This window comes from Propionibacterium acidifaciens, from assembly GCF_003798325.1.
GTDB lineage: Bacteria > Actinomycetota > Actinomycetes > Propionibacteriales > Propionibacteriaceae > Propionibacterium > Propionibacterium acidifaciens.
This window is the reverse complement of the sequence record NZ_CP033719.1, coordinates 205,198-221,815: the sequence shown is the minus strand read 5'-3', so window position 1 is coordinate 221,815 and position 16,618 is coordinate 205,198. Positions and strand designations below refer to the sequence as shown.

Sequence of the window (16,618 nt, the reverse complement as noted above, 5' to 3'; positions counted from 1 at the left end):
TCCTTAACACGGGGCCCTCCACTGGGTCATGATGGGGCCCGACGATGCACGATCCGATCCCCGGCCGGCCGGTCCGCGGCGACGCCGCCGCGGGCGGCGTTCGGTCGGGGTCGGGATCCCGGGCACCGCCGCCCGGGCCGGATCCACCAGTACCAGGAGGCTCCGATGAGCAGTGGCACGTACGTCCTCGGCATCGACTTCGGCACCCTGTCCGGGCGCGCCGTCGTCGTGGACGCCGCGACCGGCGAACAGCTCGGCACCCACGTCACCGAGTACCCGCACGGTGTCATGGACACCGCTCTCACGGCGGGCGACGGCCGCTCGTTGCCGCCCGAGTTCGCGCTCCAGGACCCCCGCGACTACGTCGAGGTGCTGCGCCGGTCCGTCCCCGCGGCCGTCGGGACGGCCGGCGTCGAGGCGTCCGACATCGTCGGGATCGGCATCGACGCCACCTCGGCGACCGTGCTCCTCACCGACCGGCACGGCACGCCGCTGTGCGAGAAGCCCGGCTTCGAGAACGACATCCACGCCTACGTCAAGCTGTGGAAGCACCACGGCGCCCAGAACCAGGCCACGCGGCTGGTGAAGATCGCCGAGGCCCGCCGCGAGCCGTGGCTCGCCCGCTACGGCGGCGTGCTCTCCTCCGAACTGCTCCTGCCGAAGGTGCTCGAGGTCTTCGAGATGGCTCCGCAGACCTACGCCGCCGCCGACGTCGTTGTCGACCTCGTCGACTGGCTCACTTGGCGCCTGACGGGCACGCTCACGGCAGCCGCCGGCGACTCCGGATACAAACGGATGCTCCAGGACGGCTCGTACCCCTCACGCGAGTACCTCGAGGCGGTCCGACCCGGCTTCGGCTCCGTCTACGAGGACAGGATGGACTACCCGGTCATCCCGCTCGGCGGGCGGGTCGGCGGCCTCACGGCCGAGTTCGCCGAACTCATGGGCCTGCCCGAGGGCATCTCCGTGGCCGCCGGGAACATCGACGCCCATGTCGTCGTGGCCGGCGCCAACGCCGTCCGCCCGGGTCAGCTCACGGCGATCCTCGGCACCTCCTCCTGCTACGTCCTCAACGACCGGCAGTACCACGACTGCCCGGGCGTCTTCGGGATCGTCGACGGCGGCGCCGTCGACGGCTCATGGGGCTTCGAGGCGGGCCAGACGGCCGTCGGCGACATCTTCGCCTGGTTCGTCGACCACTGCGTGCCCGCCGAGTACGAGCGCGAGGCCGCCGCCCGGGGGCTGTCGGCGCACGAGCTCCTCGTCGAGAAGGCGAGCGGCCAGGAGATCGGCGAGCACGGCCTCGTCGCGCTCGACTGGCACAACGGCAACCGGTCGATCCTCGCCGACGCACGGCTGTCGGGCCTCGTCCTGGGCCAGACGCTCGCGACCCGCCCCGAGGACGTCTACCGGGCGCTGCTGGAGGCCACCGCCTTCGGCTGCCGCGTCATCATCGAGAACTTCGAGGAGCACGGCATCGGGGTCGACGAGATCGTCGCCGCCGGGGGCCTGCTGAGGAACACCACCTACATGCAGCTGCTGGCCGACATCACCCGCCGGCCCATCTCCCTCTCGCTCGCCGAGCAGACCGGCGCCCTCGGGGCGGCCGTCTTCGCCGCGGTGGCGGCTGGCGTCCACCCCGACGTGTTCGTCGCGGCCGACGCCATGGCCTCCGTCGAGCGCAACGCCTACGTGCCCCGCGAGACGGTCTCGGAGCAGTACGACGCCCTCTACGACATTTACAAGGAGCTGCACGACCTCTTCGGGCGCTACAACGGAGTCAGCCCGATGCACCGTCTCAAGGAGATCCGCGCCCGCATCTTCCGGGACCGCGCACCGGCCGGCGCATGAGAGCCGCCGCACACGATCGACCACCGCACACGACACGAGAACGACACGACGCGAAGGGACATCACTGACATGGCAAGGATCGCCGCACTGGGCTCGGGAGTCATGGCCACCGCCCTGTCCTTCCCCATCTCCGAGAACGGCCACGACGTCCGTCTCGTCGGGACCTTCCTGGACCGCGAGATCATCGACTCGATCCAGCGGACCGGGGTGCACCCCGACCTGGGGCTCAGGGTCAACGACGGCGTCCGCGCCTTCCAGCTCGAGGACGCCGACGAGGCCATCGCCGACGCCGACGTCGTCCTGTGCGGCGTGAACTCCTTCGGCATCGAGTGGGCCGGCGAGCAGCTGGCACGGCTCATGCGGCCCGGGCAGAAGCTCCTGTGCGTCACGAAGGGCATGCGCGCCGACGAGGACGGCACGCTGCACATCCTGCCCGACGTGCTGCGCTCCTACTTCGACCCCCGGTTGGCCGAGCAGGTCTCGTGGAACGCCGTCGTCGGCCCCTCCATCGCCGGCGAGGTGGCCGTCCACCACGACACCTGCGTCGTCTTCTGCGGCCAGGACAGGGCCGACCTCGAGCAGCTCGCGGGGCTCTTCCGCACCGCCCACTACCACGTGTGGACGTCCACGGACTTCGTCGGGCACGAGACCGGCGCGGCGACGAAGAACGTCTACGCCTTCGCCGCCGGCTTCGCGCAGGGGCTGCTGCGCAGGGCCGGCAAGCAGGACGACCGCTACGTCATGTACAACTACGGCGCCGCCGTCTTCGCCCAGGGGCAGAAGGAGCTGCGCTCCTTCATCGCGCTCATGGGCGGCGACCCCGAGACAGGCGACGGTCTGGGCGGGGTGGGCGACATGTTCGTCACCTCGATGGGCGGGCGCAATGTGCGGGCGGGCGCCTTCGTCGGCGAGGGCATCCCGTTCTCCGAGGTGCGGGAGCAGCGCATGAAGGGCGTGACCCTCGAGGGCGTCGCCGCCATCGGGGTCATCGGCGGGGCCCTCGGGCCGTTGACCGAGCGCGGGGTCATCGGGGCGGACGAGTATCCGCTGTGCCGCTTCCTCCATTCGGTGGTGGCCCGGGACGCGCCGCTGGAGATGCCCTGGGACGAGTTCTTCCGCGACCTGAGGTAGCCGCGGTCCCGGTGCCGCCCCCGCTCTCGGCCGCGGAGCGCGGAGGACACGGGGCAGTGACGAGGACGAGCGGGCGCGCTCAGGGGGCCCTTCGTGCACGGGTGCGACGGGTCCCTCGTGCTGCGCGCGGGTGCGAGCCTCAGACCGTGCGCCGGTAGAAATTGCCGTCGAGGTCCGTCCAGCGCGCGGGTGCAAGATCGGCGACACGGCGATGCCGGGTGGGTGATAGAGGCCCTGGCCGGGCGCCGACGCGCCTGCGGTCCCGGTCTCGGGGCCGCAGGGACTGGCGCCGCCTGCGGTCCGGCTGCGCGTGCGGCCCGGCTGCGGGATCCCGCGACGCTGGACACAACGTCGCCCCGTCCTCCTGCGCGCATGATCGGTGCCGTCGAGCCGAGTGTCCAGGCCGGGAACCGGGGCGATCCCCGTGCGTGCGCGCGGACGGATGGATCGACCTCGGCGCGTCGAGCAGGAGAACGGTGTGCCGCGCGGGGAGTTCGCGGCCGTCCGGTTCCAAGGATGATCACAGCTTCAGTCGGCCGTCCACAGCGAAGTCCCGGTCGCCCACAGCTTCCCCTAGGGGTAGAACGATAGGTTCCCCTAGGGGTAAAGGTGTACCCCCGGTCGTCTACTCGCCCGATCGCAGCGCCAAGCAGCACTAAGGAGTGTGCGCAATGACCGTCAACCAGGGGCCTCAGGACGGGAGCCAGACTCCCGGCAACGGAGATCATTCGGCCCAGCCCGGCGGTATTCCCCCTCAGCCCGGCGGGGTCCCCGCCTACGCCAACGCCTTCCCGGCGCAGGGCGGCGGGGTTCCGCCCTGCAACGGCGGGTATTCGGGTGGGGTTCCGCCGTACCCGCCTCAGCAGGGCGGTTTCCCTCCCCAGCCCCCGCAGAAGAGGCCCGTCTACAAGCGGGTGTGGTTCTGGATCGTCATCGCCGCCGTTGTTCTCGCGCTGATCGGGGCGTTCATGAACGGGCCGGGCTCGGGTTCGAGCAGTAGTGGTACGGTCACCGCCGGTTCGGGTTCCCAGCCCCGTGAGCAGGGCAGGAATGACATTCAGCCTCTGACGGTGGTGGACTCCAACTACTCCCTCTCCAGCGGGTATGTGAAGTACGTGCTTGAGATCCAGAACACCAACACTGACTACAAGGCGCTCTTCGCCCATGTCAACATCGTGGGCAAGACCACCGATGGCTCCATCCGGTTCTCGGACGACTGGACGATCGGTGACATCGAGCCGGGGACCACCACCTTCTGGGCGAGTCAGGCGGGCAACGGGGATTCACTGGAGTCGGACACCGTCGAGATCACGGTGAGCGTTGACGACAGCGACTGGATCAAGAGCGATGGTGTGCCCGAGAACCTCTACACGATCACGAACACGACCGTGAACACCAACCCGTACGGCATGATCACCGCCACCGGGGAGATCACTCTCAATGAGGAGGGCGACACCTATCGCATGCCGATGATCGTCGTCGTGCTCAAGGATGCCGATGGAAAACTCGTCGGCGGGTTCGACGGATTCATCGACTCCGATTTGACCGTGGGTACGCAATCGACGTTCGAGGTCAATGATTTTGCGATGCATGCTGACTACGCCAGCTATGAGGTCTATGCCAATCCTTGGATGTGATCGGATGATTCCTCGTCCATCGTGCGGGAGTTGAGTGTCTCGTTGATCTTCGGGATCGGGTTCTGCGGACGTATTCGATCGCGCCTGCTGTGCCCATCTGCACTCCAGTGAACCAATGAGCAGTTCGTACGCCTCGCAGAACCCCGCCGTGCGCCTATGATGGGCCGGGCCCTGCGCCTCCAGCAGGCGATTCTCGCCTCACCGGGGCGTTCGGTGCTGTGCTTCGACTTCGACGGGGCGCCGGTGCCGATCGTTGAGCATCCCGGGGATGCCAGGCCGCTGCCTGCGGCGCTGGCCTTCTGCGGCGACGACGCCGGCGACATCGCGGGCTTCGACGCGGGCTTCGACGCGGTGCGCGCCTGGCGCGGCGAGGGTCGTCCTGGCGCGGTGGTGGTCTCGGGTTCGGTCGAGGTGCCCGTCCTGGCCGAGCGGGCCGACGTGCTGTGCGCCGGGCCGGCCGGGATCGCCGCCTGGCTCGGTTCCCTGGCCGACCGGCTGGCGGGCGGCGGGACGTCGTCGATCGGCTAGCCTGTGAACCGCCCGGCCGGGCAGGGGGCGTTAACTCAGCAGGTCAGATAACCCTGGATTTTTGTGCGGGTTACCCTGATTTAACCCTGTGCAAATATGGCTGTCATGGAGCAGGATCGTTTCTGGTTTCGCGGGGTGGGAGGTGCTCGAAGTCGTAGTCGACGGTGCGGCCGGCGATGTATGGGGCGGATGCTCCGAGGGTTTCTTCGGGGGTCTCGTGCTGGATGGTGGCGGTGTTGTTCTTGGCCGCGTTCTGGACGTGCTCGGCCGGGTTGTGGTCGGGCGCGTACGGCGGCGGATGGATCGGTGTGATGCGTTCCAGCAGCCGGCCGGGCTCGTGGAGGGCGGTCAATGCTTTCGCGTGGTGGGATCGTGCGTTGTCCGGGACGACCGCGGTCTTGCCGGCCTCGGTTTCTCGTTGGAGCCGGCCCGGTGCGAGGATTGTCTGCCAGGTGTTCTGGTTCTGCTCGGTCGGGTACGGCGTGACTGTTCTGCTGGTCGGGGAGAGCGCGCCGGGGAAGGACTGGGACGTCTTCTGCCGGTCCACGGACGGTCTGGTGCGTTGTCCTTTCGGGGGCTGCATGCGGCGGGTCCGGGCCTCGTGCTCGGGGCGGGCCTCGTCTGCCGTGTAGACCTTCCAGCCGGCGTCCAACAGGGCCTTGACTCGGGTCGTCGCCTCGGCCGCGCGTCTGGTGGTGGCTTTCTCGTTGCGGTGCTTGTCGAACGGGTCGGGCGGTTCGGGGTTCGGCCCGCACAGGGGCGGGAGCAGCCGGTGGGAGGGGTCCGACTGGTGTTCGGCGTCGGACAGGGTCTTCACGACCTCGCGCAGGGCCGGGGCGTCCCGGAACCCGGCGCGGGCACCCGTCCGGGAGGGCGGCCGGGCCAGGATGGCCTTGGGTTCCTGCTTCTGGGCGCGGGCGGGTTCCGCCGCGTCCTGGTTCCCCGGGGCGTGTTCAGTGGTCTGTGTAAGCCTTCGTTGAAGGACTGATACTGATGACTGTGACTGATGAGATGACTGGTCGCTCTGGTGGGCGCAGCGTGGTCGAGGACCTTGCTGCTTCTGGTGGCCTGGATGAGCTGTTTGAGCGGATCGATTCCGGCCAGGTGGAGCTGACGGGCAGCGACGGGCTGTTGCCGGCGCTGCTCAAGGAGACCCTCGAGCGCGGGTTGGCCGCCGAGCTGACCGAGCACCTTGGCTATGAGAAGGGCGAGCCCACCGCGGTGGCCCGTGGCAACGCGCGCAACGGCACCACGGCCAAGACCATCAGCTCCGAGGTCGGCTCGTTCGAGATCGAGGTTCCCCGCGACCGGGCGGGGTCGTTCACGCCCCGCTTGGTCAGGAAGGGGCAGCGGCGAATGGACGGGCTGGACGCGATGATCATCAGCCTGTACGCGGGCGGGATGACGGTGCGCGAGATCCGCCACCACCTGGACTCCACGCTCGGGGTGGAACTATCCGCCGGGACGATCAGCAAGATCACCGATGCCGTGCGCGACGCCGTCCTCGAGTGGCAGGACCGGCCGCTGGAGGAGTTCTACCCGGTGATCTACCTCGACGCGATCCGCGTCAAGATCCGCGACCAGGGGCGGGTGTCCAACCGGGCGGCCCATATCGCAGTCGGGGTGGACATGGAAGGCATCAAGCACGTCCTGGGGATCTGGGTGCAGGCCGACGAGGGCGCTTCCTTCTGGGCGCATGTGTGCGCCGAGCTCGCCAACAGGGGCGTGAATGACGTGCTCATCGTGTGCTGCGACGGGCTGACGGGCCTGGCCGAGGCCGTCGAGGCGACCTGGCCCGACTCGGTGGTCCAGACCTGCGTGGTGCACCTGATCCGCTCCTCCATGCGGTTCGTGGCCTACCAGGATCGCAAGAGGGTCGCCGCCGCCCTCAAGCCGGTCTACACCGCCGCCAGCGAGGACGCCGCTTCATCCGCTCTGGCCGAGTTCGCGGCCTCGCCGCTGGGGGCCCGCTACCCCGACACGGTGGGAGTGTGGGAGAGGGCGTGGGAGCGGTTCACGCCGTTCCTGGCGTTCCCGCCGGCCTTGCGCCGCGTCATCTACACGGCCAACAGTATCGAGTCGCTGAACTACCAACTCCGCAAGGTCTCCAAGAACCGGGGACACTTCCCCAACGACACCGCCGCCGTGAAACTACTGTGGCTGGCGATCTGCAACATCGAGGACAAACGCGCTCTCGAACGCGAACGAGACCGAGGCAAACCCGCCGGCAAGCGCAGGGCCAAGCCCCGCCTCGTCGAGGGCCAGACCACCACCAACTGGAAACAAGCCCTCGCCCAGCTGACCACCGCCTACCCAGACCGCATCAACCCCTACCTCTAACCAACCCCGCTTACACAAAAACATTGACAGGCTCGTTCCCCGCATGCCCGGCCGGGACCCGGCGCATCCTGGTGCCCCGCCACTCGGCCGGCCACTCCTGCACGGTCCTCTCCGTCCGCTCGACCATCCCAGCGATGACGCCCACGTCGACGCCACGGGAGGCGTGCAGGACCGCCTCGGTCTTCATCCGCACCAGCACATGATTGTCGGAACGCTTCCTCCCCCCCGACCAGGACGGCGGTCTCCTTCCGGGGCGACCCCGACCCGCACGCCCCCACCGCATCCGAAACAGCACAGGAAACCCACGAAACATACGATTCCGTTTCATGCCAGCCGTACAAACAGCCTTTTGAATAATCCTCTTGGTCGCAGCACTCTCTGCGAACACAGTGAAGCTTATTCACAGGAGTCGTCCGCAGGAGCGTTTCCCCTTGTCAGGTCTCGCCCTGTCGTGCTGTGAATAAACCTCCATGGATCCGCGGGCACCGTGAGCAGGCCTCGAGGCGTCGGGTGGGGTCGCCCGGCTGGAGCTGCGGGGGGCCCCGCGCATGGTCCCGGTCCGTGTGCTCTCGGGTGTCATCGGTCCGGTTCGGTGAGGACGGAGACGAGCTCGATGACGGTGACGGCACGAGCACCGGCGGGCCGGGTGACGGTGTCGGTCCCGGACCGGCCGGCGGCGGTCCATGAGACGTTCCAGGTACGGGTCGCTGTGACCGTGTACTCGCCGGTGTGTTCCCAGGCGTGCCCGCAGTACGGGGACGGGGCATTGACCCCGTCCGGGTTGCGGTACGGGACCGTACGGCGACAGGCCTGACGGCGGCCGTCGCCGGTGTCCACGGTGAGGATGCCGGGTGTGGCGGTGATGTCGATGGTCAGGCCATCAGCAGTGGCACTGGTGCGGAGAACACCCGGGTCGGGGGCGTGGAACCAGGTGTGGAACCCCACAGCGGTGGCGCCCCACTCGTTGGCGGCGGGGTCCGGGTCGAGAAGAAGACCCGGCTCGGTCAGGGTGAGCGAGGCGATCGCCCGGCGGGCGGCCTCGGCGGGGTCCACGGCCGGGCCGGCGGCCGGGGCGCCACCGGCCGGGGCGTCCGGGCCGGTGGTGCGGAAGACCGGGTAGAGGCAGCTGGTCGTGACGGCCGGGTCGGGATCGGCCACGAGCCGGCGGCACTCCTCGACACGAGCATCCCCACCGCCCCCGGAGCCGGCCGGGGCCCATCCCCCGGCCGCCGCCGGGGCCCACTGCCCGCCCGGCCCCTCGGAGACCACCGGAACGAACCCACCGGCACCGGCGGCATCACCGGCAGACCGATAAGCATCCGACGCCGACACCGAATAATCAGAACCAGAATCAGACGTCGACACAGAACCATCGAACCTGGATCGCGTGTCGTCAGAACATGAGGTAGAATCACACCCGTAGGTGATGGCGGGAAACACGACGTGGGCGAGACTGCACCCCGCTAAAATGATGCTGAAAGTCAGTTTTCTTCGCATGAATCAGTCGTTCCTTCGTTGCTGGAGTAGATCTTTAGTTTGCCGTCGACATCATATTTAAAAAACACTCTGCTCAAGTCGTATCCGCCGGCCACGAAATTCCCGTCGGCGTCGACGAGGGGACTCGCCGTGGAGTCGATGCACACGCTCAGGGAGACGAGGGAATCCGAGGGCGGGTCATCGGGCACCTGCTCCAGGACCGTGTACTGCGACCGCGTCCCTTCCTGCATCCGCACACGACGCTCGGCCATCTGGGCGAGGACCGTGTTCTCCGACTTCGCGTACCAACCCATGATGTACTGGTTCATCTCGACAGGGACACCATTGACCCCGCCCTCGAGAAAAGCCCGCTGCTCCAACTCGAAATACGCCCGGTAGACCCGCTCGGCCTCCGCGTACAACTCGTCCTGAGACAACGACGCCGACACCGACACAGACGACGCCGACGACGCCGGGCCGGCAGACCCCCGCCGGCCGCACGCCGACACCACGACCACCACGCAGAACACACCCAGGACCACAGCCCGGCACCATCGCCGACTCACGGAACAACCTCCACAGGGGGCGGGAAGCACACGACACCGCCATCGTCCCATGCCCGCCCCACCACCGGAAGACCTGTGGAAAACCCCACCGCCCACCAGCCGACCACCCCCGCAGACCCAACCGAACCCGACAACCAGCCTGGAGTGATGCTGCGTCCCGGGTTTGGTGGGGGCAGTGAATGCATGGAGGGGTCACTGTCATGAGTGCGCCCGAGGAAGTGTCCCGCCGGGTTGCGTGGGCGGGCCACGAGGATGGCCGTGCAGGCCCGTCGGGATCCTGACGGGCCCAAGGGGGCGGTCAAGAGGGTCGCCGATGAGCCGGGGGTCCATCCCGAGGCGCTGCGGGCCCGGGTCACCAGGGCCGAGACCGACGCCGGTGAGAGGGCCGGGACCACCACGGCCGATGCCCCGGGCGCATCCGGGCCCTGGAGGCCGGGAACCGCGGGCTGGGGCGGGCCGACGAGATCCTGCGCAAGACGAGCGCGTCTTCCGGCCCGGGCGGAGCCAGGCCGCCGGTAGGGGTCATCGACTCCTCCATCCATGACAGCAGAGCGGATCCCCGGGCCTGGCCGATCCGCGAGCCGCTGACCGGCGCCGGGGTCAGGATCACCCCCGTCCGCCTTCCACGCGGCCCGGTCCCGCCCGCCGTCGGCCAGGAGCGTGCACGACGAGACCCTCAAGACCGGGACCGCAAAGGTCCACGAGGCCGACTGCTCGGCGCCGGGAGCCCGCCAGATGCGCACGGCACTCAACCGCCCCGCCGTCCGCCGCGCGCACGGGCCGGCACGTGACCCGCTGCACCGCGGAGCGGCCCATGCGGGACATGATGGGCCCGCACGGCACCCGCCGCGCGAAGCCGCCCGGACCGGCCCGGACCACTCCACGGGAGCAGCACCCGGCAGACCTGATGGACCAGCACTTCACGACCCCCGGACCGAACGAATCGCGGATGGCGGACATCACCTCCGCGCGCACGTTCACGGAGCGGGTGCACGCCGCCTCCACCCGCCGACGCGCACCCGCGCCGGAACGTGGACCGGCAGGCCCCCACCGGCCTGCGCACCGACCCGGCCCCGGACGCCCCGACCACGGCAATCCGGCAGCACCGACGGCAGGGCGCCGACCCGACCGGGCCGATCCACCACCCCGACCACGGCGCGCAGTACCGGGCCATCCGCCACGAGCAGACCCTGTCCGATCGCGACGCGGTCGCCTCAACGGGATCCGAGGGGCGACTCCCACGACAATGCCCCGGCCCAGGCCCTGAACCCGCCGTACAAGACCGAACCGACCCGCAACCGCCCCCTCCCCCGACGAGCACGACTGGAGTGTTTGGTGTTTTTCGGGCGGTGGGTGGAAGTGATCGAGGTGGGGTTGGGTCGTGTCGGTGCCGGGATGCGGTGCGGGGTTTGAGGGGCGGGTCGTTCTCGGGGTCGTCCCGGGGGTCCGGGCCGGTGGCTGGGGTGGCCGGATCGTACGGTCTTGTGGCGCGGGCGGTCGGGGGCCGGGTCGCAGGATGGCGGAGGGAGTACCCCGGTCTCGGCGTTGATGCCGTGACCGTGGAGGGGCGCGCCGGGATCGGACGTCTGAGGGCGGGGCTCCGGGAGGCCCGCGTGGGGAACGGGTTCCTGGAGGGAGCGGTGGTCTTCTTCGCCCGGGGGTCCGGGTGGGCGTGGGACGCCGCCGCATCCGCCGCGGAGGAGGCGACCGCCCCGTCCGGTCCGTGTGCCGGTGGGTGGAGGTATCCGGGTCCGGCTGCTGCGCCCGGCGGAGCCGTCCCGGGTCCTCGACGGCCCGGCGGGGGAGGACCCGGCGGCCGTCATCGTCGGGTTCTTCGACGAGTCTCTGAACGGGCCTGCGGTTGCCGCCGGGTCCGCGCGGGGCCGGCCCGGAGCGGCGTCGAGGCCTCTCGCTCGGCGTGGTCCGCGGGATCGTGGTGGCGGCGGGTCCGGTTGCCCGTCGGCCTCGGGGACGGGCCGGGACGGATCGTGCCGGCGCCGGATCTTCCGGGCCGGCCGGGCCGGCTGGCCGGGGCGTCGTCGCCGCCGCGCCCGGGATGAGGCGGGTGGGCGGCGTCGCGCATGGTCCGGCCCGGCGGGGATTCGCCTACCTGGCGGTCGTCGTGGATTGCTCCCCGGGGGAGGGGTCGTCGGGGGCGCGATCGCCGGTCGCATGCGCGTCGGGCTCGTCGCCGGGGCCTCGGCCGTGGCCGTGCCGGGCCTGTCCGCCGATCCGTGGTGTTCAGGGTCCTCCGCTCGGGTCGGGGGCTCGATGCGCGTCGGCCGGATGCACGGGATTCATGGCCGGCCGCGGGGTCCTCCCGTCCGTCGGGCGGGCCGGTGGCTGCTGTGGCACTGCCGCCGCCGAATCGTTCACCGCGGTCTCGGGGAAGGAACTCGTGAACCGTGGGGTCCACTCGGCCCGGGACCATGCGATCCGGGACGTGACAGCCCGGACCGGGTCACGATGCGATCACGAGCGTCTCCACTCGGCGATCGACCACCGGACCCCCGACCAAGTCGACACAGAATGGAGACAACAGCACAAGGCAGCAGCCCGAGACCAACCATCAACCACTGCCTGAAAAACCTACATCACTCCAATGGCTGTGTGAGAATTTCCATCATCCAAGGACCTCGGTCCCTGTCACCATCCGGCCCAGCTCCCCAATTTTACACCCTCATCTGAGAAGAGCCGTGAATGCTTTGGAGGGGTCCGCCGCGCTGCGTGCGGCGGACCCCTCCTGCACGTCCGACTCGGGAGCCGAACGCCTCGCCGCTCCTCGGGGTCGGATTCTGCAGGGCCTACTCGATCGAGCCGATCGCTCCCGGGGGAGGGAGGCTGGACAGGTCACCGTCCGCGACGGCGGCGTACCCGGCGCCCCGTCGACGAGCTGTCCGGCGGTCAGCGCCAACGCGTCTGGGTGGCCATGGCACTCGCCCAGGAGACGCCTCTGCTGCTCCTCGACGAGCCCACCACCCAATCTCGACATCGCCCACCAGATCGACCTGCTCGAACTCTTCGCGGAGCTCAACCGGCAGGGCCGGACGATGGTGGCCGTGCTTCACGACCTCTCAACCAGGCCGCCCGCTACGCGGCGACGAGGGGCGGCGCCGTCGTCGCCCAGGGGACCCCGGCCGAGGTCGTCACCGCGCGGATCGTCGAGGAGGTCTTCGGCGTGGCGGTGCTCGTCGTCGACGACCCGGTGACCGGTACCCCGATGCATCGTGCCCTGTGGGCGGGGCCGGGGCGGCGGCCCCGGGGCCGAGGTTCGTCGGGCCCCCGGCGACCGGATGCCCGACGACTCCCCGGAGGCCCGGCGGGGTCGGGTCCGGCAGTGAGAAGGTGAGGCCCTGGGTGTGTCGCGCTCTCCGCGCGAGCGCCCCTGATACATTCCGTGGTGCTGGTCGACCCGCCTCGACACTAGATGTTGTGGTGGGGAGTGAAAAGGGAAGCCGGTGCGAATCCGGGACTGCCCCGCAGCGGTGAGAAGGAACGACATCGGCATGAGCACTGGGCCCCGGCCTGGGAAGCGCCGACCAGGAAGCCCCCTCGGGGAAGCGCCTTCGAGTCCGAAGACCTGCCAGCACCGGGCCGCGGCCCGGCACTCGACACCGCCTCGCGGGCGGCCGGGGGGAGGGTCCTCCCGTCCGCCGCGCGGCACGGGCCACGAGGAGGGGCCCCGTCGATGACGACATCCGTGCATTCCGGTGGCTCGATCACACGCCGCCCGCCCCGCCCCGCCCAGGGCGGCTCGGCCCTCATGGAGTCCCTGCGCGGCATCGCCGCCGCGGACACCGCGGCCAACGACGCCCTGAGGGAGAACGCCAACGTCGACGGCCAGTCCTCGATGGGCGCCATGCTCCGCTACGGCACCGAGAGCGCCAAGCACCTCAACCTCTCCGAGATCATCGCCCCCGAGTACGCGGCCGCCCACCGGCTCGGGGACATCCACATCCACGACCTCGACTTCTACACGCTCACGACGACCTGCTGCCAGATCAGCCTCACCGATCTGTTCCGCGGGGGCTTCTCGACCGGTCACGGCCACCTGCGCGAACCGCAGTCGATCGGTTCCTACGCGGCGCTCGCCTGCATCGCGATCCAGTCGAACCAGAACGACCAGCACGGCGGGCAGGCGATCCCCAACTTCGACGTCGACATGGCCCCCGGGGTCCGCAGGACCCTCGAGAGCCGGTTCCTGGAGAATGCGGACACGGCCGCCCGGCTCCTGGGCGTCGAACCCGTCGCGGTCTACCCGCCGCACGTCGTCCTCGAGCCCTCCGCGGCCCAGCTGCGCGACGAGCGCGCCTATCTGCGCGGCCTGCTCGGCGAGCGCGCCGACCTGGAGGCCCTGCACGCCCGGATCCGCGAGCGCTCCGTGCGCGAGACCGAACGACTCACCTACCAGGCGATGGAGGCCTTCATCGCCAACCTCAACACGATGAACTCTCGCGCCGGGGCGCAGACGCCGTTCTCCTCGATCAATTACGGCACGGACGTCTCGCCCGAGGCGAGGATGGTCGTGCGGCAGCTGCTCCTGGCGACCGAGGCGGGGCTGGGCAACGGCGAGACCGCGATCTTCCCCATCCAGATCTTCCGCGTCCAGAAGGGCGTCAACCTCGACCCCGGCGACCCCAACCACGACCTGCTGCAGCTGGCCTGCCGGGTCACTGCCGGGCGCCTCTTCCCGAACTTCTCGTTCCAGGACGCCCCCTTCAACAGGGTTCATCACGTCCCCGGCCGCCCCGAGACCGAGATCGCGTACATGGGCTGCCGCACGAGGGTCATGGCCAATGTCCACGACCCCGACCGGGCCGTCACCCACGGACGGGGGAACCTCTCCTTCACGACGATCAACCTGCCGCGCCTGGCGATCGAGGCCGACGGCGACGTCGACTGCTTCCTGTGCACGCTCGACGAGCGCATCCAGCTCGTCATCGGCCAGCTCATGGAGCGCTTCACGATCCAGGCCGGCAAGCGGGTGCGCAACTTCCCGTTCCTCATGGGGCAGGGGGTGTGGATCGACTCGGAGCGGCTCGGCGGCCAGGACCGGGTGCGCGAGGTCCTCAAGCACGGCACGCTGTCGGTCGGCTTCATCGGGCTCGCCGAGGCGGTGCACGCCCTCATCGGCGAGCATCACGGTCAGTCCCAGCGGGCGTGGGACCTCGCCTACTCCATCGTCGTGCGCATGCGCTGGCGGATGAACCAGGCCGCCGAGCGGACCGGTCTCAACTTCTCGCTCCTGGCCACCCCGGCCGAGGGCCTCGCCGGGCGCTTCGTGCGGATGGACCAGCGCCTCCACGGCATCATCCCGGGGGTCACCGACAAGGAGTACTACACGAACTCCTTCCACATCCCCGTCGGCTTCGACATCGGCCTCGCCGACAAGATCGCCAAGGAGGCGCCCTTCCACGCCCTGACGAACGCCGGGCACATCACCTACGTCGAGATCGACGGCGACCCCTCGAAGAACGTCGGGGCGATCGAGCAGATCGTCCGCTTCATGGCCGGGTCGGGCATCGGCTACGGCGCGATCAACCACCCCGTCGACCACGACCCGGTGTGCGGGTACACCGGTGTCATCGACGACCGGTGCCCCGGCTGCGGGCGGGCCGAGAGGAGGCGCCCTTTCGACCGGATCCGCCGCATCACCGGCTACCTCGTCGGCACGCTCGAGCGCTTCAACGACGCCAAGCGCGCCGAGGTCCGCGACCGGGTGACGCACGCGCTGTGAGACTGGCCGGGTTCACGACGAGCTCGATCGTCGACGGCCCGGGCGTCCGGGTCACCGTCTTCTGCCAGGGCTGCCCGCTGCGGTGCCCCGGGTGCCACAACCCGTCGACGCACGCCGTGGACGGCGGCCGCGAGGTCGGGGTCGGCGAGCTCGTCGACGTCATCGAGCACGAGCGCCTCGCCTCGGGGCTGACCCTGTCGGGCGGCGAGCCGACGGTCCAGGCTGCTGACTGCGCGGTCCTCGCGCGCGCCGCCAGGGGCCGCGGCTGGTCGGTGTGGTGCTACTCGGGGTACACCTGGCAGGTGCTCGTGCGGAGAGCCGCCCGCGACCCGGGGCTCGCCGAGCTCCTCCTCCTCGTGGACGTCATGGTCGCCGGGCCGTACGTCCGGGCCAGGAGGACCCTGTCCCTGCCCTGGCGGGGCAGCGCCAACCAGGTCCTCGTCGACGTCCCGGCCAGTCTCGGGTCCGGCGAGGAGCGCCGCCTGGACGTCTGAGCCGGCCGGCTCAGGGCCCGCCGAGCACTTCGCGCTCGACGACGGCGCCGACCGCCCCCTCGGTGTTGGCGCCCGCGACGGGGTAGCGCCCGTCGAGCAGGCTCGGGTGCGCGTTCGACATGACGTAGGGGTACCCGACCATGTCGAGCATGTCCGCGTCGTTCGGCATGTCGCCGAAGGCCATCGCCTCGGACGGGTCGACGCCCATCCGCTCCAGCACGTCCGCGAGCATCGCGGCCTTCGTGACGCCCGGGGCGCTGCACTCGACGAGCCCTTGGGCGCGCAGCGTCGAGAAGGTCACGTTGATGCGGCCCCCGGCGGCCCGGCGCGCGGCCTCGGCCAGGGCCTCGGTCGACGTACCGGGCGAGACGACGAGCAACTTCACGGCGGCGTCGAGGCCGAGCAGCTCCTCGAGCGGGGCGATGCTCGCCGGGCGGCGCCGGCCCTCCTCCAGCAGCCGCTCGTAGCGCGGGTCGGTGCCCCACTCGGCGTGCGCGTACTCGACGGCGAAGCAGACGTCGGGCACGCGCTCGGCGAGGGCGGCGGCGAAGCCGAGCGCATCGGCGACGTCGAGGTCGTGGTGGTCGAGCACCTCGTGACGGGCCAGGTCGTAGAGGACGGCGCCGTTGGTCGAGATGACCACCGGTTCGATGTCGGCGAGCGGGTCGAGGACGTCGACCCAGCGGGGCGGGCGGCCGGTCGCGAAGACGACGCCGAGACCGGAGCGGGCGGCGGCGCGGAAGGCCTCGACGCTGCGCGGGTGCAGCTCGGTCGCGCTCTTGAGGAAGGTGCCGTCCAGGTCGGTGACGATCGCGCGGACCGGTCGGCCCTCGGCCCGCGGGGAGCGCCCGGCCATGA

At 70.2% G+C, this 16,618-nt stretch carries 11 protein-coding genes, 2 pseudogenes and 1 riboswitch; of the genes and pseudogenes, 8 read left to right on the top strand and 5 right to left on the bottom strand.

All coding sequences use genetic code 11. From position 1 onward, the window contains the following. Positions 1-165 precede the first annotated feature (165 nt). From EGX94_RS00925 to EGX94_RS00910, 4 genes are all read left to right on the top strand, one after another. Entirely contained in the window at positions 166-1,851 is a 1,686-nt protein-coding gene (locus EGX94_RS00925) for a ribulokinase (RefSeq protein ID WP_021796109.1), read from the top strand. 69 nt (positions 1,852-1,920) lie between these two features. After that, the gene (locus EGX94_RS00920) at positions 1,921-2,982 is read left to right on the top strand and encodes an NAD(P)H-dependent glycerol-3-phosphate dehydrogenase (protein ID WP_021796113.1); all 1,062 of its coding nucleotides are present in this window, start codon (positions 1,921-1,923) and stop codon (positions 2,980-2,982) included. A gap of 671 nt (positions 2,983-3,653) precedes the next feature. Continuing rightward, the gene (locus tag EGX94_RS00915) at positions 3,654-4,619 is read left to right on the top strand and encodes a hypothetical protein (protein WP_123825781.1); all 966 of its coding nucleotides are present in this window, start codon (positions 3,654-3,656) and stop codon (positions 4,617-4,619) included. 156 nt (positions 4,620-4,775) lie between these two features. Then, positions 4,776-5,147, top strand: a complete 372-nt coding sequence (locus EGX94_RS00910; protein ID WP_021796112.1) for an HAD family hydrolase — start codon at positions 4,776-4,778, stop codon at positions 5,145-5,147. Positions 5,148-5,250: 103 nt separating this feature from the next. Here EGX94_RS00910 and EGX94_RS00905 read toward each other — a convergent pair whose 3' ends face one another. Then, positions 5,251-5,964 carry a transposase gene (locus tag EGX94_RS00905; protein WP_021796115.1) on the bottom strand — a complete coding sequence of 238 codons (714 nt, stop codon included), beginning with the start codon at positions 5,962-5,964 and terminating at the stop codon, positions 5,251-5,253. 194 nt (positions 5,965-6,158) lie between these two features. Between EGX94_RS00905 and EGX94_RS00900 the strand changes: the two genes are divergently transcribed. Further along, on the top strand, positions 6,159-7,487 hold the full coding sequence (locus tag EGX94_RS00900; RefSeq protein ID WP_123826409.1) for an IS256 family transposase: 1,329 nt from the start codon (positions 6,159-6,161) through the stop codon (positions 7,485-7,487). Positions 7,488-7,497: 10 nt separating this feature from the next. On the opposite strand, the gene EGX94_RS00895 is transcribed toward EGX94_RS00900, so the two are convergent. From EGX94_RS00895 to EGX94_RS00885, 3 genes are all read right to left on the bottom strand, one after another. After that, positions 7,498-7,680, bottom strand: a complete 183-nt coding sequence (locus EGX94_RS00895) for a hypothetical protein (protein ID WP_123825779.1) — start codon at positions 7,678-7,680, stop codon at positions 7,498-7,500. 383 nt (positions 7,681-8,063) lie between these two features. After that, the gene (locus EGX94_RS00890; protein ID WP_051383756.1) at positions 8,064-8,645 is read right to left on the bottom strand and encodes a hypothetical protein; all 582 of its coding nucleotides are present in this window, start codon (positions 8,643-8,645) and stop codon (positions 8,064-8,066) included. 323 nt (positions 8,646-8,968) lie between these two features. Beyond that, positions 8,969-9,412 (bottom strand): hypothetical protein, encoded by a 444-nt coding sequence (locus EGX94_RS00885; RefSeq protein ID WP_123825777.1) that lies wholly within the window; start codon positions 9,410-9,412, stop codon positions 8,969-8,971. 2,995 nt (positions 9,413-12,407) lie between these two features. Here EGX94_RS00885 and EGX94_RS00880 point away from each other — a divergent pair. From EGX94_RS00880 to EGX94_RS00870, 3 genes and pseudogenes are all read left to right on the top strand, one after another. Beyond that, positions 12,408-12,870: pseudogene (locus tag EGX94_RS00880) on the top strand (ABC transporter ATP-binding protein); the annotation flags it as partial. Between the two features lie 46 nt (positions 12,871-12,916). Beyond that, positions 12,917-13,131: riboswitch (cobalamin riboswitch) on the top strand. 152 nt (positions 13,132-13,283) lie between these two features. Further along, positions 13,284-15,266 (top strand): annotated as a pseudogene (locus tag EGX94_RS00875) (anaerobic ribonucleoside triphosphate reductase); the annotation flags it as partial. Beyond that, entirely contained in the window at positions 15,263-15,760 is a 498-nt protein-coding gene (locus tag EGX94_RS00870) for a 4Fe-4S single cluster domain-containing protein (RefSeq protein WP_021797400.1), read from the top strand. The pseudogene EGX94_RS00875 and the gene EGX94_RS00870, both read left to right, overlap by 4 nt. Before the next feature lie 10 nt (positions 15,761-15,770). On the opposite strand, the gene EGX94_RS00865 is transcribed toward EGX94_RS00870, so the two are convergent. Continuing rightward, the gene (locus EGX94_RS00865) at positions 15,771-16,616 is read right to left on the bottom strand and encodes an HAD family hydrolase (RefSeq protein ID WP_021797392.1); all 846 of its coding nucleotides are present in this window, start codon (positions 16,614-16,616) and stop codon (positions 15,771-15,773) included. Positions 16,617-16,618 lie beyond the last annotated feature (2 nt).